The sequence below is a fragment of the Micromonospora sp. NPDC003197 genome (genome assembly GCF_053590565.1).
In genome coordinates this window covers 155,892-181,453 of sequence record NZ_JBSFTE010000012.1, presented here as the reverse complement: position 1 = coordinate 181,453, position 25,562 = coordinate 155,892, and the positions used below count along the sequence as shown (strand labels likewise).

Below are 25,562 nucleotides of genomic sequence, written 5' to 3'. Positions count from 1 at the left end.
GGCCCCTTGTTATCGCATTTTGCATAGGAAGGGGCCCTTCCTAACACCAAAGCGGGGGGTTAGGTGGCGGGCGGCAGGGCCAGGTCGGCCAGCACCGCCCGATGGTCACTGCCGGGCAGCGGGTGCACCGACGCGGCGCGTACCCCGACCCGAGGGTCGACCAGTACGTGGTCGATGGCGACCGGCGGGATCGGGTCGCCGTCGTACGGGCCCCAGGTGCCGGTCAGCCCCACTCCGGCGGCTGCCGCCGCGTCGACGTAACCGGTGTCCAACAGTGCCCGCAGCGGCTGGTGATCCAGGGTGGCGTTGAAGTCGCCGGCCAGGATCCGCAGCGGACCGTCTCCTGTGGCCTTCGGCTGCCGATCCAGGTCGGTGTGCCAGCAGCGGAGCTGGCCGTGCGCGTACGGCGCACACGGGTGCGCCGACTCGACCAGCACCGGCGGGGCATCCGGCACCTGGACCGTCGCGTACGCCTGGGTGAAGCCACCGTAGTTGCGTCGGGTGCCGGTGTCGGCGAGCGGGAACCGGGCGTACACCCCTGATCCGGTGGTGCCGACCTCGGCGTTGAGCTGCCGATGGGGCAGTAGTTCGGCCAGCCCGTGTTGGTCCAGCGCGGCCTGCGCCTCCGGCGTGAACTCCTGCACCGCCAGGATGTCGACCTGATGGGTGCGGACCAGGGCGACCACGGTCGCCGGGTCGGCGACGCCAACGAGCAGGTTGGCGGTGAGCACCCGCAGCCGGGGGCCGCTCGGCAGCGGATCGCCGTCGGCCAGTGCGCGCGGTGCGACCACACCGATCAGTGCCGTCGCGGTCAGGACCGCGACGCCCGCCGCCCACCAGCGCCGCAGCGCGAGCGCCAGCACCACCGGCAGCACGGTCCACCCGGCGACGTACGGGGTGAAGGCGAGCAGTGGCACCAGCGGTCCCCGGTCGAATCCCGTGATCCGTAGGACCGCCCAGATCAGCGCGGGGGTGACCGCCAGCCAGCACAGCCAGGTCAGCAGGGTCTGGCCGGCTCGGCGGTTAGCGCCCGATGCTTCGGCGGGACGTTCGAGGGTAGGCAGGCTGCTCATGCCGGCACGCTAACGGCGGGTCGAGGCGGCGTTGTGGCGGACCCGTGAAGATCCTGTGCACAACGAAGATTCTCTGCACAACGAAGATCCTGTTACACAAACGAAGGTCCTGTGCCCAACGCTGACCAAAAGTGAATCGGCTACAGGTTTGGGTCGGCGGGGGCGGGGTAGCCCGGAGCGTGACGGACATGTCGGACACCGTGGCCAGCGCGCACTGGCCGGTCGAGACCGCGAATTCTGGTTCCGAGCTGGAACAGACCCTCTTTGAGGTCAAACGGGTCATCGTCGGGCAGGACCAACTCGTCGAGCGGTTACTCACCGCCCTGATCGCCGACGGCCACTGCCTGCTGGAGGGCGTACCCGGGGTTGCCAAGACCCTGGCCGCGCAGACCCTCGCCACCGCGGTCGGTGGCAAATTCTCCCGGATCCAGTTCACCCCGGACCTGGTGCCCTCGGACATCGTCGGCACCCGGATCTACCGGGCGTCGAAGGAGGGCTTCGACGTGGAACTCGGACCGATCATGGCGAACCTCGTGCTCGCCGACGAGATCAACCGGGCCCCGGCCAAGGTGCAGTCCGCCCTGCTGGAGGCGATGGCCGAGCGGCAGGTCTCCATCGGCGGCCGCAGCTATCCGGTGCCGGCACCATTTCTGGTGCTGGCCACCCAGAACCCGGTCGAGAGCGAGGGCGTCTACCAGCTGCCCGAGGCGCAACGCGACCGGTTCCTGATGAAGGTCACCGTCGACTATCCCAGCGATGCCGACGAACTGGCCATCCTCTATCGGATGAGCGTCGACCGGCCCAAGGCTCGGCAGGTACTGGATCCGCAGCGGCTCCGGGCACTCCAGGAGCGGGCCGGCCGGGTGTTCGTGCACCACGCCCTCGCCGAGTATGTCGTCCGGCTGATCCTGGCCACCCGTGACCCGGCCCGGTTCGGACTGCCGGACCTCGCGCCCCTGTTGGCGTACGGGGCCAGCCCCCGGGCCACCCTCGGACTGGTGGCCGCCGCGCGGGCGCAGGCCCTGCTCCGGGGACGCGACTACGTGCTGCCCGAGGACGTCCGCGAACTGGCGGTGGACGTACTGGCGCACCGGCTGGTGCTTTCCTTCGACGCGATCGCCGACGACGTACGGCCGGAGTGGCTGGTGCGTCGGTTGGTGCAGGCGGTGCCACCGCCCCGGATCGCCCCGGCCAGAGGCGAGCAGTATCCGGAACTGGCGGCGGCGTGACGGGGCCCCAGACCGGCGGCGTGATGGGGCCCCAGATCGGCGACGGGGCCGGACTGCGGACCGGCGACGGGGCTGCCGCACCGAGCCTGCGGGACCTGACACCGGAACATCGGCTGCGGCGGCTGGAACTGACCGTCACCCGGCGGCTCGACGGCTTGCTACAGGGCCAGTACCGGGGCCTGCTCACCGGATCCGGCAGCGAGTTCGCCGGCAGCCGCGAGTATCGCCCCGGTGAGGACGAGGTACGCCGAATGGACTGGGCGGTGACCGCCCGTACCACCACGCCCCACGTCCGGGAGGTGGACGCCGACCGGGAACTGGGCACCTGGCTGCTGGTGGACGCCAGCCCCAGCATGGACTTCGGCACCGCCGAACTGGACAAACGGGAACTGGCGGTGGCGGCCGTGGCGGCGGTCGGCTTCCTCACCTCCGGAATGGGCAACCGGCTCGGGGCGTACCTGGTGCAGGCCGACCGGGTACGACGGTTCCCGGCTCGGGGCGGCCGCAAGCACCTGCTGGCGCTGCTGCGTACCCTGCTGGCCGCACCCCGAGCTGACGCGGAGGTCGGTGCCGACCCTGATGGTCGGTCATCGTCCCCGGTGGGCCTGGCCGACGCCATCGAGTCGCTACATCGGGCGGTACCCCGACGTGGGCTGGTGGTGGTGATCTCCGACTTCCTGGACGGGCTACCCGAGGACGGCGTCGGCGAGCCGACCTGGGAACGGCCGCTACGGCGACTGGGCCGGCGACACCAGGTGCTGGCGATCGAGGTGACCGACCCGCGTGAGCTGGAACTTCCCGATGTCGGCCTGATCACCCTCGTCGACCCGGAGACCGGGTGGCGGCGGGAGGTGTCCACAGGCGACGCGCGGCTACGGGACCGGTTCGCGGCGGCAGCCCTGGCCCAGCGCCGGTTGGTCGGGGAGGCGGTACGCCGGGCCGGTGCGGCACATCTGACGCTGCGTACCGACCGGGACTGGACGACGGACATCGTGCGGCACGTTCACGACCAGCGCCGACTTGTCGGCGCGGTTCGGGGCCGGCCCCGGATGGGATCTGGAGGTGGGGTGTGACCTGGGAGTCTCCCGGCCGGCTGTGGCTGCTGCTGGGCGTCGTCGCGGTGGGCGTGCTGTACGCGCTGATGCAACGACGGCGCAGCCGCTACGCCGTACGCTTCACCAACCTGCGCCTGCTCGACCGGGTCGCGCCGAACCGGCCGGCGTGGCGTCGGCACATACCGGCGAGCCTGTTCATGGCGATGCTGGCGTTGCTGGTGGTCGGGTTCGCCCGCCCACACGACGACGTACGGGTGCCCCGGGAACGGGCCACTGTCATGGTGGCGGTGGACGTCTCCACCTCCATGTTGGCCACTGATGTGGAGCCGGACCGGCTGGCGGCGGCGAAGGTGGCGGCGCGACGGTTCGTCGACGGGCTGCCCAAGGAGTTCAACGTGGGGCTGGTGGCGTTCGCCGGCAGCGCCGCGGTGTTCGTACCCCCGGGCACCGACCGTAAGGCGCTGCACAACGGCATTCGGCGGCTCGCCGAAGGCACCACCGGCGTACAGGGCACCGCCATCGGGGAGGCGATCAACACCTCGTTGCAGGCGGTGAAGACGCTGGACGCGCGAGCGGCGAAGGATCCGCCTCCGGCCCGGATCGTGCTGCTCTCCGATGGGGCGAACACCTCGGGTCGCGATCCGATGGCGGCGGCGGCCGACGCGGTGGCGGTGAAGGTGCCGGTGCACACCATCTCGTTCGGTACCCCGACCGGGTCGGTGGACCGGGGCGGCCGGCCGATCCGGGTGCCGGTCGACGGGCAGACCCTGAAGGCGGTGGCCAAGGAGACCGGCGGCGGCTACCACGAGGCCGGTACGAGCGCCGAGCTGAAGGCCGTCTATGAGGACATCGGCACCTCAGTGGGCTATCGCACCGAACGGCAGGACATTTCCGCCCGGTTTATCGGATTGGGGCTGCTGCTGGCGATGGCGGCGGCGACCGGCTCGATGGCCTGGTTCTCCCGCCTGCCCTGACGGTCATATCAACCGTAGGTGAGTCCGGCCGCAGAGCGGGAACTCAGTTCAGCAACGCAACAGTGAAGCGTGACGGTAAAGCGCGACAGTGAAGCGGTGAAGTAATGCGACCGTGAGGCGAGGAGGAGTGCCGGATGGCAGTACAGACCGGATTGGGTGAGCCCCGCGGTCCGTGGTTCGTCTCACCCAACCTCAATTCGGGCGGGGGCGGGCTCCCCGTCGTACCGGAGGGGCAGGCGGCACCGGACTCCACCGTACGGCGGCGGCGACGCCTGCTGGCGGCGCTGGCCGTGGTCGCGCTATCCACCGCCTCGGGGGCGGCGGCCGGCGGTTATGTCGCCGGTACGGGCCGGGGGGAGCCAGCGGCCGCTCAGGCGTCGGTCCCGGCCGACCTCGTGGGCACCGCCGCCCAGGTGGTGCCGGGGGTCGTCTCGATCCGGGTCGACGGTCGGGGCGGCACCGCCACCGGCTCCGGCTTCGCGATCGACGACCAACAGCACGTCGTCACCAATGACCACATCGTGGCCCGGGGCAAGGGCACGACGGTGCAGGTGGAGGCCTCCGACGGGCGGCAGGTCACCGCACGGGTGGTGGGCCGCGACACGCGCAGCGACATCGCCGTACTGCGGGTGCCGCCGTCGGTGGGGCTGACCCCGTTGCCGCTGGCCAAGCCCGGCGCGACCCGAGTGGGGGAGCCGGTGTTGGCGGTCGGCTCGCCACTGGGCCTGCCCAGTACGGTCACCGCCGGCATCGTCAGCGCGGTGGACCGTCAGGTCCGGCTCGGCAACAACCAGCACACGGCGGTGCAGACCGACGCGTCGATCAATCCCGGTAACTCGGGCGGGCCACTGGTTAACGCCCGGGGCGAGGTGGTCGGGGTGAACACGGCCATCGCCACCATCGACGGCAACGGCTCCATCGGGATCGGCTTTGCCATTCCGATCGAACAGGCCCAGCAGGTTGCCGACACCATCATCGGCAAGGGCGGCTGAGCCGCCAGCGCCGGGCCGGAACTAACCTCGACCCATGGCCGACGAACTGCGCGTCAACGACCGCCTGGTGATTCCGGGTGGGGAGCTGAACTGGCGCTTCTCCCGGTCGTCTGGGCCGGGCGGGCAGGGCGTCAACACCACGGACTCGCGGGCCGAACTGTCCTGGGACCTGGCCGGCTCCACCCTGCTGCCGGAGAAGTTGAAGCAGCGGGCGGTGGAACGGTTGGCCGGCCGGTTGGTCGACGGCACGATCACGGTCACCGCGAGCGAGCATCGGGCCCAGTTGGCCAACCGGGAGGCGGCCCGGGCACGATTGGCCGCGTTGTTGCGGGAGGCGATGGCACCGCCACCGCCGCCGCGTAGGGCCACCCGGCCGTCCCGCGCCTCGAAGGAGCGGCGGATCGCCGAGAAGAAGCGTCGGGGCGAGACCAAGCGACTCCGTCGCGGCGAGCCCGACTGAGCAGCTGGTCCGGCTCACTGGGCGACCTCGGCCTAGCGCGGCCGGTTCGGTTGAGTGGCCAGTTCGGGCGGCTGAGTGGCCAGTTTGGCTCAGTGGCCAGTTTGGCTCAGTGGCCAGTTTGGCTCAGTGGGCGGCGGGGCCGACCGGGCCGACCGGTCTGGCGGCGGGGGAGGCGAGTCCGGCGATCACGGCGAAGACGAGTACGGCGACGAACGCGCGCAGCAGGCCGACCTGCTCCCCGAGGAGACCGAGACCGGGCGGCCCGGCCAAGAAGGCGAGATAGCCGATCGTGGCGACCACGCTGACCCGGGCTGCGGCCAGACGCGGTTCGTCGGCGGCAGCGGACAGCCCCACCGGGAAGCCGAGCGCGGAGCCGAGTCCCCACAGGACGACACCGACCGAGGCGACGACCGTGTTGGGTACGAAGATGACGATGGCGAGGCCAGCCACCGCGCAGGCGGCCGACCCGAGCAGCACCGGTACCCGGCCGTAGGCGTCCAGTAGTTTGACCCCCGCGATCCGGCCGACCGTCATCGCGGCGACGAAGACGCCGAAGAGGAGTGACCCGACGGCGTTGCTCACGTCGTGGCCGTCGACCATGGCCAGGGCGAGCCAGTCGTTGGCGGAGCCCTCGGCGAAGGCCAGGCCGAGCACGATCACCCCGATCAGCAGGGTGCGGGGTTCCCGCCAGACGGCCAGCCGGGTACGGCGGGTCACTGGGCCGGCGGCGTCCGCCTCTTCGGCCTCCGGCCGGCTCGCGTCGACCGGGATGAAGCGTACGGTGGCGACGATCGTCCCGGCGAGGACGGCGGCGACGATGACCAGGTGTACGACGACCGGCACCTTGCTGAACTCGGCCAGCGTGCCCAGCCCCGCCCCGATGATCGTGCCCACGCTGAACGCGGCGTGGAACAGCGGCATGATCGTACGGTTCAGGGCGTGTTCGTTGGCCGCACCCTCGACATTCATGGCCACGTCGCAGAGGCCGTAGCCGGCGCCGAACAGGGCCAGTCCGGTGATGACGAGTCCGGTGGCTGCCGCCAGCGCACCGACGCCGACGACGGCGAGCCCGACGGCGGCCAGCAGCAGCGCGCCGAGGATGGTCCATCGTCCGCCGACCCGGGCGATGATGTGGCTGGACGTGGTCAGGCCAGCGATGGAACCGGCGGCCAGACCGAAGATGATCCAGCCCATCTGCGCGGTGGAGGCGTCGAGCACGTCCCGGACGGCCGGGGTCCGGGAGACCCAGCTGGAGAGGCCGATTCCGGTCAGCGCGAAGACGACGAAGATCGCGTTACGCCACGCCTTGCCGGCCGATGCCGCAAGACCGCTGGTCACAACGCCCAAGCCCAGTAGTGACGACGCCCAAGCCTGGTCACAACGCCTGAGCCTACCGGCGGGGCCGCCGCAGAAAGCCTTGCATCGACAGGTTCGACCTCGCGCTATATTCCTCGACGGCCGACCGCTCGAGTGTTCCACCAGGGATGGCCAGCCAGCCCCGCGAGCCCAGGGAGCGCGACGCCGTGACCATCATCGACAAGATCGCCTGGGTCCATCTCGAGAACGGGGCGATCCTCAGCACTCGCTCACGGGGCAAGGAGGTGTTACTACCTCCCAGGCGGTAAGCGAGAGCCCGGGGAAGGAGACGTCGACACCCTCGTTCGTGAGATCCGGGAAGAACTCGACGTCATCATCGCCACTGACACCGCTCAACACCTGGGAACGTTCCACGCCCAAGCTCACGGACACCCCGACGGGACGCTGGTGCGCATGACCTGCTACGCCGCCGAATACCACGGTGTTCTGAAACCCAGCAGCGAAGTCGAGGAGATCATCTGGCTCACGCACTCCGACCGCCACCGAGTGTCCCCGGTAGACCAGATCATCTTCGATCACCTACATGAGACGGCCCAGCTGCGTTGAGCACGCGGCGACACCCGTACGCATGTCTTGCGTCGATGGCTCCGCTTCCTCCTCAAGCAGCGCCACACAGACACCGATCAGTCGGGCGCGTAGCTGACCAGCACGCTGGGAGAACTCACGTTGACGAGCCACGTACTCCGCCTTGCCCTCCGGCGTCTCGATGGCTACCGCCGGTTCCCCGTACGAGGACAGGTCATACGGGGAGGCCTGCATGTCGAGTAGCCGAATGTCCCTCGCCAACTCGAAGCAGTCGAGTGCCAGCTCACCGGGGACCGCAGGGCCAAGTTTGGTTGCCCACTTGTGGCAGTCCATGGCGGCGTGCAGGCAGCCCGGCTGATCAAGCTCAACCTGGGTTGCCCGAGTGGGTTGCAGGCGGTTGAGGCTGACGGCATCGGGAGTGAAGAAGCGGAACGCGTCGAAGTGCGTACAGCGGATTTGGTGTGCCTCGACTACCGCGTCGGTGCCCGCCTGCCCAAGTCGCAGGGGGAGCGGGTGCCGGTGTTCACGCTGGCGGTACACCATCGCCCACTCGTGCAGGCCGAAGCAGCCGGTGAAGGCGGGTCGAGAAGCGATCGAGGACAGCAGTTGGTGGATGAAGTGCACGGAGTCGGCCCGGTCGGCGAGGAACGCCGCCACGTCGAAGCCGACTACGCCATCTGCGTCCGTGGCGTACCAACGCCACTGCCGGTGGGGTGCGGAACCGTCCGGTCCGGGCGCCAAGGAGATGCCTACGCCAGGGTGCCAGCGTCGCAGGACAGATGGCCTGGTGCCGTAGTAGTCGTAGAGGAAGTCATCGATCGCGTGGCGTTCCCTGGTCGCCTTGCGGGCACGGTGCCCGGCGGTGAGGGAGTCAGCGCGCTCCTCGTGCGCCCGGGAGAGGGATGCCCAGGTGGAAGCGGGCAGGACGGCGGTCACCGCACCAGCGTACGACCGTGCGGTGGTCGGCCGTTGCCGTGGGACCGCCACCTGAGTGGCCCATCGTCGGTGTCCTACGTCACGCCGACGACGTCTACGTCACGTCGACCCGTACCCCGGCGGAGAAGACCGCGCTGCGTAGTTCGATCTGGGTGGGCGCAGCACGTCCGGAGGTGTTGAACACCAGTGGGGCCAGTAGTCGCCCACCGGCCGGCACCGGGGCGGCGAACAGGTCCCGCCCTTCGTTGGCCGACCGGGTGGCCGCCTCGTCGGTGGTGACCCACTCGCCATCGGGCAGGTACGCCCGTTGCAGCGCACCGTGCCAGCTCTGTTCCTTCGGGCTGACGTTACGCAGGCCCACGGTGGCCTGGCAGCGGTCACTGCCGGCCGGACAGGCCACCCGGTAGACGGTGAATTCGAAGGCCGACTCGCGTAGGGCCGTCCCGACCTGTCCGGTCTGCGTCTGGCCCACCCAGGCACCGTTGGACGGCTGCCGGTCGGTCTGGATCGCGCTCACCTGGCCGGTGGCGGTCCACACCGCCCCGGCGATCACCCCGGCGAGGATCGCGCCGGCGAGGCTGACCGCGACCCAGGTGGGCGGTCGTCGGCGGGCCCGCCCGCTTGGTGTGGCGGGCCGAGGATAGAGGGTGCCGCGCGAGGTGTACGGGTCGTACACCGCGACGCCCGAGCGCTGCCGGCTCTGCGCTCGGCGCAGGATGAGTTGCCGCTGGTACACCCGGTAGCCCAGCCAGCCGGCCAGGGCGAGCACCAGCACCACCCCGAGCGCGCCGATCCATAACGCCGGCCGTTGCCACCAGGCCGGGCCACTCGGCCCGCCCGGGTCCATGACCGCCGCGTCCCAGGTCGCGGTGCCACAGTCGTACGGGGTGTCGCCGCCGCTGGCATATGCGCAGGCCGGTGCGGTTACCGGTGTGCCGGCAGTTGGTGCCGACAGGGTGGTGGTCAGGGTGGTGGTGTTTCCGGCCGGCAGGTTGAGCTGCCAGGTCACCTCGCTGCCCCGATCCTGGCCATTGGGGGTGGCCACCTGCCCGCCGTTGCTGATCCCGGACGGGTTCGCGCCGGGCGGCAGCTCCTGCCGGACGGTGGTGTCCACGGTGCTGTTGCCGCTGTTGCGTACGTCGATCCGGTAGACGGGGTTGGTGGTTCCGGCCGGGATCACGGCAACGGAGACCACTGGGCGGGCCGGGGCGGCTGCGGTCGCCGGAAGTGGCGTACCGGCGGCCAGGCTCGCCGTTCCGACCAGCAGCAGGGCTGTCGCTACCGTGTGTCCACGCTTTGACATTGGCATGACAAACGAGACCTCCCAAGCCGCACGCTAGGGCGGTGGCGCGGGTACGCGGGGCGGAAGAGGTGAACCCGGTCCTCGGCGCGCCGGGGCCGGGTATGGTGCGCGCCGCGTGGGACGTCGACCGTACCGCCGGGGTCATCGGGGCAGGTGGGGCTAGATTGGCGGAGTGCGTATCGCTCGTTTTGCTCATGCCAAGGGAATGTCGTTCGGTGTCGTCGAGGGGGAGCCGGACGCCGGCCCCGAGGCCCTGACCATCGCCGAGATCGAGGGCCACCCGTTCGGACAGATCAAGCTCACCGAGGCTAGGTGGGCACTGGCCGACGTCCGGTTGCTCTCGCCGATTCTGCCCAGCAAGGTCGTCTGTGTCGGCCGTAACTACGTGGAACACGCGGCCGAGCAGGCCGCCGAGGTGCCGGCCGAGCCGATGCTCTTCCTGAAGCCGTCCACCTCCGTGATCGGACCCCGGGACGCGATCCGGCTGCCTCCGCAGAGTAAGCGGGTCGACCACGAGGCCGAGCTGGCCGTGGTCATCGGCCCGCCCGGTGCCCGTCGGGCCGATCGGGAGACGGCGAGCCAGGCCATTTTCGGCTACACCTGCGCCAACGACGTGACCGCCCGGGACCTGCAACGTACCGATGGGCAGTGGGGCCGGGCCAAGGGCTTCGACTCGTTCTGCCCCATCGGTCCGTGGATCGCCACCGGGCTGGACGTCAGCGACCTCGAAGTCCGGTGTGAGGTGGGTCGCAACCCGGACGAGATGGAGGTACGGCAGCTCGGGCGGACCAAGGACATGGTCTTCGACGTGCCCACATTGGTGTCCTACATCTCACACGTGATGACCTTGCTGCCCGGTGACGTGATCCTGACCGGCACCCCGGCAGGGATTAGCCCGTTGGTGGATGGGGATACCGTCACGGTGCGCATCGAGAACATTGGCAGTTTGTCGAATCCGGTGGTTGCGCTGAGCTGACCAGCGTTGGCGCGTTTTCCCAGGTCAGGTCGGTATTTCTGGCCCGATTTGGTCTCCGTCCACCGGGTCCGGTAAAGTTCTTTCCGGTGTTCGAGAGAGCGCCACTGGGGTATGGGGTAATTGGCAGCCCAACTGATTCTGGTTCAGTTAGTCTAGGTTCGAGTCCTGGTACCCCAGCCACCGATGGACCCGCAAGAACATCGGTAGCTGGTCTCTGATAGAGTTCAGCAGCGCCGCTCGAAAGAGTAGCGAGGCAAGAAAAAGCAAGTCCTGGCCCCGTCGTCTAGTGGCCTAGGACGCCGCCCTCTCAAGGCGGTAGCGCCGGTTCGAATCCGGTCGGGGCTACATTTGGCGGCCCGTGTCACTTCGGTGGCGCGGGCCGCTTCTCTTTTGCCCCGCCACGCTCACGCCAGTCCTCTTCAGCTGCTGCTCTTCTCGGGCTGCCGAGCTTCTCAGCTGTCGGGTCTGCTCAGCTGTCGCCGATCATCAGGGCTTGCCCCTGCCATCCACCCTACGGCGAAACACGCCCCCGGCGCGGCCCTTTGCGTTACTCGGTCGGGCTGCGCTGCCGGGGGCGTGTCGCGGTGGTCGTCCGCCGTCTCAATGACGGTGGGCCGTCAGATGTCTCGATGATGGTGGGGTTGGCCGGCTCGGGGATCGGTTGGCCGGGGTCGGGGGATCAGAGGCCGCTGAGCCGCTGTCCGGCCCGTACGACCGCCATCGCGTGCCGGTCACCCGGGCGCCGGCCGAGTCGTTCGATCGGCCCGGAGATGCTGATCGAGGCGATGACCCGTCCGGTCCGGTCCCGGATCGGAGCGGAGACGCTCGCCACACCCGCCTCCCGCTCGGCGACGCTCTGCGCCCAGCCGCGGCGTCGTACCTCGGCCAGGGTGCGACCGGTGAACTTGCACCGGGGCAGGAGCGGCATCACCGCCTCCGGCGGCTCCCAGGCGAGCAGGACCTGGGCGGCCGATCCGGCGGTCATCGGCAGCACCGAGCCCACCGGGACGGTGTCCCGTAGCCCGCTGGCCCGCTCGGCGGCGGCTACGCAGATCCGCTCGTCTGCCCGACGCAGGTAGAGCTGGGCGCTCTCGCCGGTGGCGTCCCGCAATGCGGACAGCAGCGGCTCGGCGGCGGTCAACAGCACATCGGGTGCGGCGTTGGCCAGTTCGCCCAGCCTGGGGCCGGGTCGCCAGCGTCCCTGGGTGTCCCGGACCAGCATTCGATGGATCTCCAGTGCCTGCGCCAACCGATGTGCGGTGGCACGCGGCAACTTCGTGCGCTCGACGAGTTCGGCCAGGCTGGCGCCGTCGACGCAGGCGGCCAGGATGACCACCGCCTTGTCGAGAACGCCGACACCGCTCATACTGTGTCCCACAAGCCGAAACATACCTCCCAGAATTTAGGATGTCCAGATGGTGGGAGTCACATCGAAGGCGGCATCGCCAAGGACCCTGGCCGAAAAGGTCTGGGACGCCCATGTGGTGCGATCCGCCGAGGGCGAACCAGACCTGCTCTTCATAGATCTGCACCTGCTGCACGAGGTCACCAGCCCGCAGGCCTTCGACGGCCTACGAATGGCCGGCCGTCGGGTACGCCGGACAGATCTGACCCTCGCGACCGAGGATCACAACACCCCAACCGGCTACGCCGACCCGGCGTTCCAGGCCCGGCGCGGCGACCTGCTGACCATCGCCGACCCGACCTCGCGTACGCAGATCGAGACCCTGCGCCGCAACTGCGCCGAGTTCGGGGTCAAGATCCACCCGCTCGGCGACGACAACCAGGGGATCGTGCACGTCATCGGCCCCCAGCTGGGCCTGAGTCAACCCGGCACGACCATCGTCTGCGGCGACTCGCACACCGCCACCCACGGTGCCTTCGGGGCGCTGGCCTTCGGCATCGGTACCAGTGAGGTCGAGCACGTCCTCGCCACCCAGACGCTGCCGCAGAGCCGCCCCAGGACCATGGCCGTGACGGTCACCGGAGAACTCAGGCCGGGCGTCACCGCCAAGGACCTGGTGTTGGCGCTGATCGCCCAGGTGGGCACCGGCGGCGGGCGCGGCCACATCGTGGAATACCGGGGCGAGGCGATCCGCAAGCTCTCCATGGAGGGCCGGATGACCATCGCCAACATGTCCATCGAATGGGGCGCCAAGGCTGGCATGATCGCGCCGGACGAGACCACCTTCGCCTACCTCAAGGGCCGCCCCAACGCCCCGCAGGGCGCGAACTGGGACGCGGCGGTGGACTACTGGCGCAGCCTGCCCACCGACGAGGGGGCGACCTTCGACACCGAGGTCTTCCTCGACGCCAGCCAGATCAGCCCATTCGTCACCTGGGGCACCAACCCGGGGCAGGGCATCGGGCTGGCCGAGGCCGTGCCGGACCCGGCGAGCTTCGGCACCGAGGCGGAACGGACCGCCGCCCAGCGGGCCCTGGAGTACATGGACCTGCGCCCCGGCACCCCGCTGCGGGACGTACCGGTGGACGTCGTCTTCGTCGGCTCCTGCACCAACGGCCGCCTGGAGGATCTCCGCGCCGCCGCCGACGTACTACGCGGGCACAGGGTCGCCGACGGAGTACGGATGCTGGTCGTGCCCGGCTCCGCCGCCGTACGGGCCGCCGCCGAGGACGAGGGGCTGGACAAGGTCTTCACCGAGGCCGGTGCCGAGTGGCGGTTCGCCGGCTGCTCCATGTGCCTGGGCATGAACCCGGACACGCTCACCCCGGGGCAGCGTTCCGCCTCCACCTCCAACCGAAACTTCGAGGGCCGGCAGGGCCGGGGGGCGCGTACCCACCTGGTCTCGCCACCGGTCGCCGCCGCCACCGCCGTGGCCGGTCGGCTGGCCGCCCCGGCCGATCTGTGAGGGGCAGACATCAATGGAAAAGTTCACCGTTCACACCGGCACCGCAGTTCCACTCCGCCGATCCAATGTGGATACGGATCAGATCATCCCGGCCGTGTATCTCAAGCGGGTAACCAGAACGGGCTTCGCAGACGGGCTCTTCAGTGCGTGGCGGGAGGATCCGCAATTCGTGCTGAATGATCAATCCTATTCCGGATCGTCGATACTTGTGGCCGGTCCGGAGTTCGGCACCGGGTCGTCGCGAGAGCACGCCGTATGGGCGCTGCGGGACTGGGGCTTCCGAGCCGTACTCTCCCCCCGCTTCGGTGACATCTTCCGGGGGAACGCACTCAAGGAAGGGCTTCTCCCGGTCGAGCTTGAATTGAGTGTCATCGAAGAATTGTGGGCGCGGATCGAGGCCGAGCCGGCCACGCCGATCACGGTCGACCTGATCGAGCGGCAGGTCCGGGCCGGCGCCTCGGCCTGGGCGTTCCCCATCGACGACTTCAGTCGTTGGCGCTTGATGGAAGGCTTGGATGACATAGGACTTACCCTTCGGCATGAAGCTTCCATCACCTCCTACGAGCAGCTCCGGCGCCCCTTCCTGCCGGTTGTGAGATAGCCCTTACGCCTGTCGCAGAGCGATTTTCGCCCCCGTCGGATCATCCGGCGGGGGCGAATCCGTTACGACACAACGGCTTTTTTCCAGCAGATGTTTGTGTCCCGGTGGCACAGGGCATACCGTGCGCGCAGAATGGCTCGCGTTGAGTCCAGTTGCACATATGGGAGGAAGTCGTGAACAAGGCCGAGCTCATCGAGGCTCTCGCCGTACGCCTGGGGGATCGTAAGGCGGCGACGGCGGCGCTCGACGCGGTCCTCAACGAGGTTCAGACTGCGGTCACCAAGGGCGACCGCGTGGCGATCACCGGTTTCGGGGTGTTCGAAAAGCGGGTGCGGGGCCCACGAACAGCGCGCAACCCACGTACCGGTGAGGCGGTGAAGGTCAAAAAGACATCGGTGCCGACCTTCCGCGCGGGGGCCGGCTTCAAGGAGATGGTCGCCAGCGGCAAGGCACCCAAGAGCGCCGCGCCGACAGCGAAGAAGACCGTCGGTACGACCGCAGCGAAAAAGACCACCGCTGCCAAGACCACCGCTGCAAAGACGGCCACCAAGAAGGCCGCCACCAAGAAGGCAGCAGGGACGAAGGCGGCCACCAAGACCGCTACCAAGAAGGTGACCACCGCCAAGGCCACTCCGGCCAAGAAGGCGGCCACCGCGAAGACCACGACGGCCAAGAAGACCACCGCGGGGAAGAAGACCACGGCCGCCAAGAAGACCACCACGACCAAGAAGACCACTGCGGCGGCCAAGAAGGCGCCAGCGAAGAAGACCGCGACCAAGAAGGCCGCGACCAAGCGCTGAAGCCCGCTCCAGCGCCGATCCAGGAAGGGCGTCCGCCAACCGGTGGGCGCCCTTTCACCGTCTTCCGGTCCGGCACCTCCACCTCCTCCGGTCCGGCACCGCCACCTCTTCCGGTCCGGCACCGCCGGTGGGGCGAGCTCGAACCGAGCGGGTACGCCACACCGCCGCCATTGACCCGACCGGCCCAGGGGCAGACAATCGCCGGCACATCACGATCCCATCGCAGTCCTCCTCGCCCCCGGGAGTGCCGATGCGCCGCCCCGCCCCCGCCACTGTCGCAGTCTGCCTGGGAATTCTCGTTCTCGTGGACGTCCTGCGGATCTGGTTGCCCGGCATCATCACCATCTTCGGTCAGGCCGCGTCCACCCCGGCCGAGCTGATGGGAGCCTTCGCACTGCTGTGGTTCCTGCTGCCACTGGCCACACCAGTGCTCATCCGGCGCACCGGTCCCCGGCCCGTCGCGAGCATCGCGGTGGTCGTACTGGCCGCCGCACGGCTCGCCCTGACCAGCACCCCCGGCGGGCAGCTCCAGCTCTACCTGGCCAGTGTCGGCCTGCTGGCCGGGCTGGTGTGGCTCGCGGCGACCGCCGCCACGACCGTACGACCCGGCCCGGGACTGGTGTTCGGGCTGGCCCTCGGTGCCGCCCTGCACACCGCGCTGGACACGTACGACCTGGTGTGGCGGGGCGGCTGGCTGGCCTGGACGGTCAGTGCCGTACTGGCCGTGCTCCTGGTGGCGGCACAGATGGCCGTACCGGCCCCGGAGACGGCCGCTGCCGCCCGTACCGCCTCGGGGGGTGGTGATGTCCGCACCTGGCTACTTGTCGGCCCCACGGTGCTGTTCACCGGCATGGTGGCCCTGTCCCCGGCGGTGGCCGGCAGCACCGCGTCCTACCTGTTCGCCGACAACGCGCGGACCCCGGACAACGCATGGATCGCCCAACCGTCGTACCTGGCGGATCTGCCGCAGGGGGCACTCGTCGGGGGCTCCGTCGGCCTCCTCGTCCTGACCGCGCTGGCCCGGCCGGTGCGCGGCGCCCTGTGGACGGCACCGCTGACGCTCGTCATCGGTGTGGGTGGCCTGGCCACCAGTCTGCCCCGGCTGTGGGGATACGCGATTTGGTGGACCGCCTACGGTCTCGGACTCTGTCTCGCCCTGACCGGCACCACCGCGCCACCCCCGGCGGCGGCAGCGTCGGGCACTGCGGGCACGTCCCCTCCGTCGCCGGTGCGGGGCACCGTCGACCCCGCTGGACTGCGGCGTAGCTTCGCCGCCCTGGCCGGAATGCTCGGCTTCGTCGTCGCGGCCATCGTCTACTACGCAGCCTATGACCTTGGTTATCCCAACTGGCGGGTGCCGATCGTGATGGCCGGGCTGGTCATCGCGGTCACGCTCTGGGACACGAAGGCCGTCACGGGTAGCTGGTGGTCCAACTTTTCCACCCGTCCGCCCGAGCGGATCGCCGCCGCAGGGTTGGCAGGACTCACCCTGCTTGCTGCCGTCGTCATCCCCGGCCACCTCCGGGAACCAGCCCCGGACCAAACCTCCGGACCGGTACGACTGGTCGCCTACAACATCCGGATGGGCTTCGGTCTGGACGGCCGCTTCGACCTGACCGGACTGGTGGACGTCATCGCGCGGCAGCGGCCCGACGTGGTGGTGCTCAGCGAGGTCGACCGGGGCTGGCTGCTCAACGGCGGGCACGACACCCTCGAACTGCTCGCCCGACGGCTCGACCTGCCCTACCGGTTCGCCCCCGCCGCCGACCCGGTCTGGGGCGACGCCGTGCTGACCCGCCTGCCGATCCGGCACAGCAAGTCGCTGGCGCTGCCCCGCGTCGGCGCACCGACCGGCGCGCAGGCGCTCGCGGTCACCCTCGACCTCGCCGGCCGGGAGGTGGTGGTCGTCTCCACCCACCTGCAACCGCCACCGGACGACGGACCGGTGGTGCAGGCCCGTGCCGTGGCCCGCTTCGCCACCGAGTACGCCGCCGGCCGGCCGCTCGTGGTGGCCGGGGACATGAACACCGAACCGGGGGAGCCGGCATTCGCCGAGTTCACGAACGCCGGGCTGGTCGACGCGCTGGCCGCCGCCCGGCCGCTACCCACCAGCCCGGCAGACAGGCCAGGACAGCAGATCGACCACGTCTTCGTCTCGGCCGGAATCCTCCCCAGCGAGGCGGGCGCAGCCCGTAGCACCGCCTCCGACCATCTCCCGGTCGCGGTGACCCTGGCCGTCAACTGACCCGCTACAGGCGGTCGGCGGCGAGTAGCCGATCCCCGGCGAAGGCAAGCAGCCAGCCGGTGCCGGTGGGGGTGGTGTAGTCGCCTGAGGCACTGGTCAACCGTTCCAGCGCGTCGGGAATCACCCTGCCCTGGCTGCACACCGCCACTGGCTCGCCGGCCACCGCCAGCTCGACGAGCCGGCCGGCGGCGGCGAGGCCGCATTCCTCCGGCAGGTGCGTGGTGAGGCCGCAGCCCTCCGGCAGGTGCCCCGGCGTCGGCTCGTCGAACGCGCCGTCCACCTCGATCGGCAGGTCCAGCCGCTCGGCCGTCGGATCGAGGGTCTGTACGCACCGGCGGGCGGAGGCGGACAACAGTCGTACCGGGCGGATCAGAGGTACCAGGCGGGCCAGTTCCCGCGCCTGCGCCCAGCCTGTCTCGTCCAACGGCCGGGCGGTGTCCGGCCCCGACCAGGTGTCCCGGGTGCCGGCGGCGGCGTGCCGGACCAGGATCAGCGTCACGCTCACCGGAGGCAGCTCGGCGAAGGAACGCAGCACCGTGGCGTCGTGCGGATAGCTGACCAGCCGGATCGCGTCGGCCACCGGCAGCCAGCGCAGCTGGTCGACCTCGGTGTACGGCTGGAACCCGCCGACCCCCACCGCCCGCATCGACCAGTATTCGACGATTTTCGGGTGGCCGTTGCTGACGTACCGGGTGGTGTCCAACCGGACCTGCGGCACTGCTTGGACATCCGCCTCTTCGGCGATTTCCCGGACGGCGGCCAGCAGCGCCGGTTCGCCCGGATCCAGCTTGCCCTTGGGCAGCGACCAGTCGTCGTAGCGGGGACGATGCACCAGGCAGACCTCGACGACACCGTCGTCACCGCATCGCCACGCCACTCCACCGGCGGCCCGGATCACCGGGTGCTCGGCAACCGTGGCCCGCCACCTTCCACGTGCCATTTTGTCAGGGTATGTCGGCTGCCTACGCCGGGTAGCCGCGATGTGTCAGCTCTGCTGCCGGGTAGGCCGGCCGACGCCAGGTCAGCCGGTGCGGGTCAGCGGAATGTTGGCAACGTGATCCGGGTCAAGGCACCCGAGTCGTCGTGCTCGAGGCGTACCCGCTGGCCGAGGCGAAGCAGCCGCAACCCAGAGGCGTCGAACGCGGCGGCCGGAAACTCGACCTGAGTGCCATCGTCGAGCAGCAGCGTGCCGGAACGTAGCTGCGGGTCGAAAGTCGCCACGGTGCCCTGCATGCCAGCACCGTACACCGGGCCGGCGCGCTCCAGCAGCGCGCCGGTGTGCCCGCCCAGCCCCAGCGCGGCGGCGGCCATCAGGTCGGCCGGGGTGTCCACATCCCGACGCAGCGTTGGCCCGACGGTCGGCAACGCCACCGCCCCGGAGCCGGCGTGCGCAGCGGCCGAACCCACCCCGAACCGGGGCGACAGCGGCACCCCGGGCGGGGCGGTGAGCAACGTCGTACCGGTGCCCGGGGCGTCGGCCACGAACCGGCGTACCCCCGGGTTGTCGGCGGCAGCGGACCGCAACGCCGCCGCCAGCTCCACCGGCCGCAACGCCGGCAGGTCGGCGGTGAGCGCCGCCACCCAGCGCCCGGCAGCCTGCGCCGCGCCCGCGACGAACGCCGGGTTGAGCCCGGCCTGCGGCGGCTCCGGCACGGTACGCGCACCCAGCGCACGCAACGTCTCCGAGGCGGTACGGTCAGCGGTCACCACCAGCACCTCGCCGACCAGCGGGCAGGCCAGCGCCGCCCCCACCGTGTCCTGCGCCAACGCCAACGCCAACGACTCGTGCGGCACCCCGTCCAGCGCACCCCGCAGCCGACTCTTCGCCGCGTCGAGCCGCTTCACCGGCAACACCACAGTCCAGGACGGCTCCACCACACGCCAATCCTGCCAGCCGGCCAGATGGCGCTCCTGCATGCCGGCCCCATAACGCTCCTGCCAGCCAGGCTGAGGAGGGCCCTCGCTAGCCGTACCCGGGGCGAACAGGCATGATTTCGCTGCGGACGTTGGCGGCGTCCGCAACGCTGCCGGCATACGTACCGGCGTTGCCGGCACACTGATCGGCAAGGTCAAAGGCATGACGAGGAGGGGCCGTGGCACGGCGCAGGCTGGGAATCTGGCGACGGTTCGCCGTGATGTTGGTCAAGCCGGTGATGACCGGCTGGACCCGGCGTACCTGGCGCGGGATGGAGCACCTCGCCGGCGACCAGGGCATCATCATCGTGGCCAACCACCTTTCCCACGCCGACCCGCTCGTCCTCGCGCACTACATCTACGACGCCGGCCGATGGCCGCAGTTCCTCGGCAAGGCCAGCGTCTTCCGGGTACCCGGCATCGGCTGGCTGCTCCACAAATGCCGACAGATCCCAGTCGAACGCGGATCGGTCGAAGCCGTTCGCTCCCTGGACAAACTGGTCGAGGCCGTCCAGGCCGGCGGAGCCGTGGTCATCTACCCGGAAGGCACCACCACCCGGGAACCCGACCTCTGGCCGATGCGCGGCAAGACCGGCGCGGCCCGGCTCGCCCTGACCACCGGAGCCCCGGTGATTCCGGTCGCGATGTGGGGGCCCGAGAAACTGTTCGACCCGCGCACCAAGAAACTAGGCTTGCGACCCCGCCTACCGGTGACCGTCGTCACCGGGCCGCCGGTAGACCTGAGCCGGTGGGCCGACGCCGCACCCTCCAAGACGACCCTGGACGAAATGACGGACGAGATAATGCTGCGACTGCGGGACATGCTGGCCGAGCTCCGGGGCGGAACACCACCACCGCTGTGGGCACCCGCAGCCCGTACCGCCACCGACGCCCAGGCAACCGCCGAACAGCGACGGGACAGCGGCACCGCCACCTCGGGCCTGGGCGGCGTGGCATGAGCGGCACCAGCGCCGCCGTCCTCGGCGCCGGATCCTGGGGTACGGCCTTCGCCAAGGTGCTCGCCGACGCCGGCACCGACGTACGCATCTGGGCCCGCCGCGAACAGGTCGCCGCCGCCATCAACGACACCCGAACCAACCCCGACTACCTGCCCGGTCGACGCCTACCCGACCGGATCACCGCCACCAGCGACGCCGCCAAGGCAATCGACGGTGCGGAGATCGTGGTGCTCGCCGTACCGTCGCAGACCCTGCGCCGCAACCTCGCCGAATGGGTCCCCTACTTCGCCCCCGACTCCACCCTCGTCTCCCTGATGAAGGGCATCGAACTCGGCACCCTCAAACGGATGAGCGAAGTGATCGTGGAGGTCACCGGCGTGGCCGCCGACCGGGTAGCCGTCGTCTCCGGCCCCAACCTGGCCCCCGAGATCGCCGACGAGCACCCCGCCGCCACCGTCGTCGCCTGCACCGACACCCGCCGGGCCACCCTGATCCAGGCGGCGATCAACACCCCCTACTTCCGGCCGTACACCAACGACGACGTGATCGGCACCGAACTCGGCGGCGCGGTCAAGAACGTCATCGCCCTCGCATACGGCATGGCCACCGCCATGAACCTCGGCGACAACACCAAGGCCACCCTGATCACCCGGGGACTCGCCGAAACCTCCCGGCTCGGCGTCGCCCTCGGTGCCGACCCGCTCACCTTCGCCGGCCTCGCCGGCATGGGTGACCTCGTCGCCACCTGCTCCTCCCCACTGTCGCGTAACCGCACCTTCGGCGAACACCTCGGCCGCGGCGAAACCCTCGAAGAGGCTCAGGCCGCCACCAAGCAGACCGCCGAAGGCGTCAAGAGCTGTCTGTCGATCCGGGACCTGGCCCGGCGCAACGGCGTCGAAATGCCGATCACCGAACAGGTCGAACGGGTCTGCCACGAGGGCCTCTCCCCCCGGGTGGCAATGACCGCCCTGATGTCCCGCTCCACCAAACCCGAATAATCCTCTCGGAGGTACGGATGGTCGACCGGCCCGACCACAGCTCTGACCATGGCTCCGACCACAGCTCTGACTATGGCGACGGCACCCGGTGCTCCCACGCCGGGCTGCCCGACCCGGTCCCCGGACAGCCGTTCCTGCCAAGCCCGGTCTTTGCCGCGCCCTACCACATAGGAACCGGGCCGGACGTGGCAACCGCCGGCTACGACGGCTACGCCCGTACCGGCAACCCCACCCGACGCCACCTCGAAACCGCCATCGGTGAACTCGAAGGCGGCGACTGCCTCACCTTCGCCAGCGGACAGGCCGCCATCACCGCACTGCTGCTCGCCGTGCTCCGCCCCGGCGACACCGTCATCCTGCCCGCCGACGGCTACTTCAGCGTCCGCAAATTCGCCGCCGTCACGTTGGAAGGCATCGGCGTCACCGTCCAGTACGTGCCCACCGCCGGGCCGTACCCCAGCTTCGACGGCGTACGCCTGGCCCTGGTCGAAACCCCGGCCAACCCCGGCCTGGACGTCTGCGACATCGCCGCCCTCGCCACCCAGGCCCGCGCCACCGGCACCCTGCTCGCCGTCGACAACACCACCGCCACCCCGCTCGGCCAACGCCCCCTCGACCTGGGCGCGGACGTCGTCGTCGCCTCCGGCACCAAAGCCCTCAGCGGACACTCCGACCTGCTGCTCGGCTACGTGGCCACACGCAGCCCGGAACTGCTCGACAAGATGAGCACCTGGCGGGACACCACCGGCGCGATCCCCAGCCCGTTCGACGCCTGGCTCGCCCACCGCTCGCTCGCCACCCTGGACCTGCGGCTGGCCCGGCACACCGCCAACGCCGAGGCGATCGCGCGCGCACTGCGCGCACGCTCCGACGTGGAGAACGTACGCTGGCCCGGCCTCGCCGACGACCCGTCGTACGCCGTGGCGAGCACCCAGATGCGCCGCATCCCCGGCATCGTCGCCTTCGACCTCGGCACCGCCGAGCGAGTCGAACGCTTCCTCAAGGCCACTCGGCTGATCTTCGCCGCCACCTCCTTCGGCGGGCTGCACACCACCGCCGACCGGCGCGCCCAGTGGGGGGACGACACCACACCCGGTTTCATCCGGCTCTCCTGCGGCATCGAGGACGCTGCGGATTTGGTCGCCGACATCACCACCGCCCTCGACGCCGCCCGGTAACCGCCGACCGCTGATTCTCGCTCGATAGCCACGGCAGGGCGCGGAGACTCCGCGCCCTGCCGATCCTTCATGGGCGTCGTCGCCTAGGCCGTCCGCTCCGCTTGTCGCTAGTGTCAGTAATCCGCACCCAAACCCTTCGACGCTTCTGGATAAACTGTGCACGAACCTTGAGGAAACCTTGAAAGCCCTGGACAAGCGCCGACCAGCATAGGTAGCAGCCAATGGCGATGGAGTTTGCTTTGCTCGGTGAAGTCGAGGCGCAGCTAGCCGGAGAACAGGTAGATCTCGGACACGCTCGGCAGCGATGTGTCCTGGCGGTACTGCTCGTCGAAGCCAACCGGGTCGTCCACGTCGACCAGTTGGTGGAGCGGATATGGGCGGGTGATCAACCACAGCGAGCCCGAAATTCGCTCTACAGCTACCTCTCCCGACTCCGTAGCTGTCTGGAGGCGGCCGACGGCACGACCATCACCCGCAGGTCAGGTGGCTATCTACTCACCGTCGACCCGGCGCTGGTGGACCTACACCGGTTTCGCAACCTGATCAGCCAGGCCCACGCCGCAGAAGACGACGAATCGGCCCTACGCATGTTCGATGAGGCGATCACGCTGTGGCGGGGCGAGCCGTTCGCTCAATTGGACACCCCATGGTTCAACACGATGCGTGAGGTGCTGGAGCGGGAACGGCGAGCCGCAGAAGCTGACCGGACAGACGTCGCCCTACGCTGCGGTCAACACGCGGCCATCCTCCCCGACCTGCTACGCCGCATCCAGGAACAATCATTGGACGAGCGGCTGACCGGGCAGGTCATGCTCGCCCTCTACCGCGCCGGCCGACAGGCCGAAGCCATCGACTACTACCAGCGGCTGCGGCGCGAGTTGGCAGAGGTGACCGGCGTCGACCCAGGACCAGAGCTACAAGAGACCTACCTGCGGATCCTCGACGCGGACCCGGCCGTGGCCGCCCCGCCGGCGACGTCGGTAACCGGCCCGGTGCAACATCCAATACCTCGACAGCTACCGCCACCGCCACCGCTGTTCAGCGGTCGCGAACCCGAACTGGCAGAGCTGACCATCGCCCTGAATGCGGATTCCACCGACAATGACGCCGTCATGATCACCGCGATAGCGGGACCCGGCGGCATCGGCAAGACCTGGTTGGCCCTGCGCTGGGCGTACGACAACATCGACCGATTCCCGGACGGACAGCTCTACGTCAACCTGCGCGGGTTCGACCCGTCCGCCGAACCGATGCCGCTGCTGGCTGCGCTACGCGGCTTCCTCGACGCGCTCGGCGTAGCACCGGATTCGATCCCGGTCGGGGTGGACGCACAGACCGGTCTCTACCGCAGCCTCATGTCCAACCGGCGCATCCTCGTCGTCCTCGACAACGCCTACGACACCGCCCAGGTCGTTCCCCTGCTTCCCAACAGCGCGACCTGCACCGTACTGGTGACCAGCAGACGGCGACTCGGTGGCCTTGTCGCCGCCCACGGCGCACACGCACTCGCCCTGGAGGTGCTCGACGACGAAGCGGCCCGGCGTTTACTGCTCCGGCGGCTCGGTTCCCGTCGCGCCGACGACGAAAACGGCTCATTGACCGCACTCCTACAACGGTGCGGTGGACTACCGCTCGCCCTGAGCATCGTGGCAGCCCGTGCGGCCACCCACCCCGACCTGCCGCTGAAAGCCTTCGCCGAGGAACTGTCCGAACACGCCACCCGGCTGGATGCACTCAGCATCGGTGAACTCGGAGCCGACCTACGCGCGGTCTTCGCCGCCTCGTTACGGGCACTCACCCCCGAGGCCGCCAACACCTTCGGACTACTCGGCCTCGTCCCCGGACCCGACATCGGCCTACTGGCCGCAGCCAGCCTGCTCGGTGAACCCCCGACCCGTACCCGAGTAGTGCTGCGTGAACTGCACGAAGCGCACCTGATCCACCAGCACGCTCCAGACCGCTACCGAATGCATGACCTCGTACGCCTCTACGCCACCGAGCGAGTCGACCAAGACCAGTCGCCCGAAACGTGTCAGGCCGCCCGGCATCGCATCCTGGACCACTACCTCCTGACCGCACACGTCGCGACCACACTGATCGAACCGAGCCGAAACCCGATCACGCTGTCCCCAGCCGTACCCGGCGTGGCCACCACCCCACTCACCGATGAGAAACAGGCGAGCAGCTGGTTCAACACTGAACGGCAAGGACTGGTCGGCCTCGTCGACTGGGCCGCGAACAACGGCTTCGACACGCACAGCTGGCAATTGGCCTGGGCGCTGGAAAGCTTCCTCGACGACTCCGGCCACTGGCACGACTGGACAGCGACCCAGGAGACGGCGCTGCGCTCGGCGTACCGTCTCGGGGCGCGGCCCTGGCAGGCGCAGTCCCACCGCAGCCTCGGACTGGCCCACACCCAACTGGGGAAACTCGACAGCGCGCACGACCACCATCAGAAAGCGCTCCAGCTCTACGGCGAGCTGGGTGACCTGGTGAGCCAGGGACACACCCACCGGGCCCTCGGCTGGGTGTGTGACCAGCAGGACCGATGGCGCGAGGCGATCAGACACAACGAGCTTGCCCTGGAGCTGTACCGGCAGGCTGGCCACCAGGCCGGACAGGCCATGGCACTGAACAACGCCGGCTGGCTCCTTGCCCAGCTTGGCGACCACAAAGCGGCGATCAGCTACTGCGAACAAGCTGTCACCATCAACCAGGAGATCGGCGATCAGAACGCCGAGGCCGGCGCCTGGGACAGCCTGGGCTACGTCCACCACCAGCTCGGGGCCCACCAGGACGCCATCCACTGCTACCAGCAGGCCCTACTCCTGGTACGACGGTTCCACGACCGGTTCAACGAGGCAGACATCCTGGCCCACCTGGGCGACAGCTACCTCGCCATCGGCGAAGTCGACGCGGCCCGACACTCATTGCGGCAGGCCCGAAACATCCTCCACGAGATCGGGCACCCCGCACTGAAGGAAGTCGACATCAAGCTTCGCAGCCTTGACCAACGAGCCGAAGCGGGCGCTGGCTGAAGTCAGGCGGCGGTCAGGTTTCGTCGATTCAAGGTTTTCTCAGGGTTCGCCCAATGTCG

At 69.6% G+C, this 25,562-nt stretch carries 20 protein-coding genes, 2 tRNA genes and 2 pseudogenes; 17 read left to right on the top strand and 7 right to left on the bottom strand.

Annotation, left to right across the window (positions count from 1 at the left end):
* Nucleotides 1-59: 59 nt before the first annotated feature.
* Nucleotides 60-1,073 carry an endonuclease/exonuclease/phosphatase family protein gene (locus ACWDV4_RS16100; protein WP_449979115.1) on the bottom strand — a complete coding sequence of 338 codons (1,014 nt, stop codon included), beginning with the start codon at nucleotides 1,071-1,073 and terminating at the stop codon, nucleotides 60-62.
* A gap of 179 nt (nucleotides 1,074-1,252) precedes the next feature.
* On the opposite strand from ACWDV4_RS16100, the gene ACWDV4_RS16095 reads away from it, so the two are divergent.
* From ACWDV4_RS16095 to arfB, 5 genes are all read left to right on the top strand, one after another.
* Nucleotides 1,253-2,302, top strand: coding sequence for an AAA family ATPase (locus ACWDV4_RS16095; RefSeq protein ID WP_449979113.1), 1,050 nt, complete (start codon nucleotides 1,253-1,255; stop codon nucleotides 2,300-2,302).
* 23 nt (nucleotides 2,303-2,325) lie between these two features.
* The gene (locus ACWDV4_RS16090) at nucleotides 2,326-3,375 is read left to right on the top strand and encodes a DUF58 domain-containing protein (protein WP_449979179.1); all 1,050 of its coding nucleotides are present in this window, start codon (nucleotides 2,326-2,328) and stop codon (nucleotides 3,373-3,375) included.
* Entirely contained in the window at nucleotides 3,372-4,331 is a 960-nt protein-coding gene (locus ACWDV4_RS16085; protein WP_449979110.1) for a VWA domain-containing protein, read from the top strand. The genes ACWDV4_RS16090 and ACWDV4_RS16085 overlap by 4 nt, the downstream gene beginning before the upstream one ends.
* A 134-nt stretch (nucleotides 4,332-4,465) precedes the next feature.
* Nucleotides 4,466-5,323 carry a S1C family serine protease gene (locus ACWDV4_RS16080; protein ID WP_449979108.1) on the top strand — a complete coding sequence of 286 codons (858 nt, stop codon included), beginning with the start codon at nucleotides 4,466-4,468 and terminating at the stop codon, nucleotides 5,321-5,323.
* 34 nt (nucleotides 5,324-5,357) lie between these two features.
* Nucleotides 5,358-5,783, top strand: coding sequence for an alternative ribosome rescue aminoacyl-tRNA hydrolase ArfB (gene arfB / locus ACWDV4_RS16075; protein WP_449979105.1), 426 nt, complete (start codon nucleotides 5,358-5,360; stop codon nucleotides 5,781-5,783).
* A gap of 123 nt (nucleotides 5,784-5,906) precedes the next feature.
* Here arfB and ACWDV4_RS16070 read toward each other — a convergent pair whose 3' ends face one another.
* Nucleotides 5,907-7,121 (bottom strand): MFS transporter, encoded by a 1,215-nt coding sequence (locus ACWDV4_RS16070; RefSeq protein ID WP_449979102.1) that lies wholly within the window; start codon nucleotides 7,119-7,121, stop codon nucleotides 5,907-5,909.
* A 185-nt stretch (nucleotides 7,122-7,306) separates the two neighbouring features.
* On the opposite strand from ACWDV4_RS16070, the pseudogene ACWDV4_RS16065 reads away from it, so the two are divergent.
* A pseudogene (locus ACWDV4_RS16065) lies at nucleotides 7,307-7,706 on the top strand (NUDIX hydrolase).
* Here ACWDV4_RS16065 and ACWDV4_RS16060 read toward each other — a convergent pair.
* Complete coding sequence (locus tag ACWDV4_RS16060) at nucleotides 7,680-8,621, bottom strand: 3-methyladenine DNA glycosylase (RefSeq protein WP_449979100.1); 942 nt, start codon at nucleotides 8,619-8,621, stop codon at nucleotides 7,680-7,682. The pseudogene ACWDV4_RS16065 and the gene ACWDV4_RS16060 overlap by 27 nt on opposite strands.
* A 94-nt stretch (nucleotides 8,622-8,715) precedes the next feature.
* Nucleotides 8,716-9,924, bottom strand: coding sequence for a hypothetical protein (locus tag ACWDV4_RS16055; RefSeq protein ID WP_449979097.1), 1,209 nt, complete (start codon nucleotides 9,922-9,924; stop codon nucleotides 8,716-8,718).
* A 172-nt stretch (nucleotides 9,925-10,096) separates the two neighbouring features.
* Here ACWDV4_RS16055 and ACWDV4_RS16050 point away from each other — a divergent pair, with 172 nt between their 5' ends.
* The 3 genes from ACWDV4_RS16050 to ACWDV4_RS16040 all read left to right on the top strand — a co-directional run bounded on the left by ACWDV4_RS16050 (nucleotide 10,097) and on the right by ACWDV4_RS16040 (nucleotide 11,245).
* A complete protein-coding gene (locus ACWDV4_RS16050; protein WP_449979095.1) occupies nucleotides 10,097-10,900 on the top strand; it encodes a fumarylacetoacetate hydrolase family protein in 804 nt (267 codons plus the stop codon).
* A 105-nt stretch (nucleotides 10,901-11,005) separates the two neighbouring features.
* Nucleotides 11,006-11,080, top strand: a tRNA-Gln gene (locus ACWDV4_RS16045).
* Nucleotides 11,081-11,172: 92 nt separating this feature from the next.
* Nucleotides 11,173-11,245, top strand: a tRNA-Glu gene (locus tag ACWDV4_RS16040).
* A 334-nt stretch (nucleotides 11,246-11,579) separates the two neighbouring features.
* On the opposite strand, the gene ACWDV4_RS16035 is transcribed toward ACWDV4_RS16040, so the two are convergent.
* Complete coding sequence (locus ACWDV4_RS16035; protein WP_184533662.1) at nucleotides 11,580-12,266, bottom strand: IclR family transcriptional regulator; 687 nt, start codon at nucleotides 12,264-12,266, stop codon at nucleotides 11,580-11,582.
* Nucleotides 12,267-12,315: 49 nt separating this feature from the next.
* Here ACWDV4_RS16035 and leuC point away from each other — a divergent pair, with 49 nt between their 5' ends.
* From leuC to ACWDV4_RS16015, 4 genes are all read left to right on the top strand, one after another.
* Complete coding sequence (leuC, locus tag ACWDV4_RS16030) at nucleotides 12,316-13,770, top strand: 3-isopropylmalate dehydratase large subunit (RefSeq protein WP_449979092.1); 1,455 nt, start codon at nucleotides 12,316-12,318, stop codon at nucleotides 13,768-13,770.
* A gap of 13 nt (nucleotides 13,771-13,783) precedes the next feature.
* Nucleotides 13,784-14,371, top strand: coding sequence for a 3-isopropylmalate dehydratase small subunit (gene leuD / locus ACWDV4_RS16025; RefSeq protein WP_449979090.1), 588 nt, complete (start codon nucleotides 13,784-13,786; stop codon nucleotides 14,369-14,371).
* A gap of 173 nt (nucleotides 14,372-14,544) precedes the next feature.
* Complete coding sequence (locus ACWDV4_RS16020) at nucleotides 14,545-15,171, top strand: HU family DNA-binding protein (RefSeq protein ID WP_449979087.1); 627 nt, start codon at nucleotides 14,545-14,547, stop codon at nucleotides 15,169-15,171.
* 250 nt (nucleotides 15,172-15,421) lie between these two features.
* On the top strand, nucleotides 15,422-17,416 hold the full coding sequence (locus ACWDV4_RS16015; protein WP_449979084.1) for an endonuclease/exonuclease/phosphatase family protein: 1,995 nt from the start codon (nucleotides 15,422-15,424) through the stop codon (nucleotides 17,414-17,416).
* 4 nt (nucleotides 17,417-17,420) lie between these two features.
* Here the strand turns inward: ACWDV4_RS16015 and ACWDV4_RS16010 are convergent, their stop codons facing one another.
* Both ACWDV4_RS16010 and cofC read right to left on the bottom strand, forming a co-directional pair.
* A complete protein-coding gene (locus ACWDV4_RS16010) occupies nucleotides 17,421-18,356 on the bottom strand; it encodes an NUDIX hydrolase (RefSeq protein ID WP_449979081.1) in 936 nt (311 codons plus the stop codon).
* A gap of 302 nt (nucleotides 18,357-18,658) precedes the next feature.
* Nucleotides 18,659-19,291, bottom strand: a pseudogene (cofC, locus tag ACWDV4_RS16005) (2-phospho-L-lactate guanylyltransferase); the annotation flags it as partial.
* 218 nt (nucleotides 19,292-19,509) lie between these two features.
* Between cofC and ACWDV4_RS16000 the strand changes: the two are divergent.
* From ACWDV4_RS16000 to ACWDV4_RS15985, 4 genes are all read left to right on the top strand, one after another.
* Nucleotides 19,510-20,289 (top strand): lysophospholipid acyltransferase family protein, encoded by a 780-nt coding sequence (locus ACWDV4_RS16000; protein WP_449979079.1) that lies wholly within the window; start codon nucleotides 19,510-19,512, stop codon nucleotides 20,287-20,289.
* Complete coding sequence (locus ACWDV4_RS15995) at nucleotides 20,286-21,287, top strand: NAD(P)H-dependent glycerol-3-phosphate dehydrogenase (RefSeq protein WP_449979077.1); 1,002 nt, start codon at nucleotides 20,286-20,288, stop codon at nucleotides 21,285-21,287. The genes ACWDV4_RS16000 and ACWDV4_RS15995 overlap by 4 nt, the downstream gene beginning before the upstream one ends.
* A 17-nt stretch (nucleotides 21,288-21,304) precedes the next feature.
* Nucleotides 21,305-22,465, top strand: coding sequence for a cystathionine gamma-lyase (locus ACWDV4_RS15990; protein ID WP_449979074.1), 1,161 nt, complete (start codon nucleotides 21,305-21,307; stop codon nucleotides 22,463-22,465).
* Between the two features lie 227 nt (nucleotides 22,466-22,692).
* Nucleotides 22,693-25,503, top strand: coding sequence for an AfsR/SARP family transcriptional regulator (locus ACWDV4_RS15985; protein WP_449979072.1), 2,811 nt, complete (start codon nucleotides 22,693-22,695; stop codon nucleotides 25,501-25,503).
* Nucleotides 25,504-25,562: the final 59 nt, after the last annotated feature.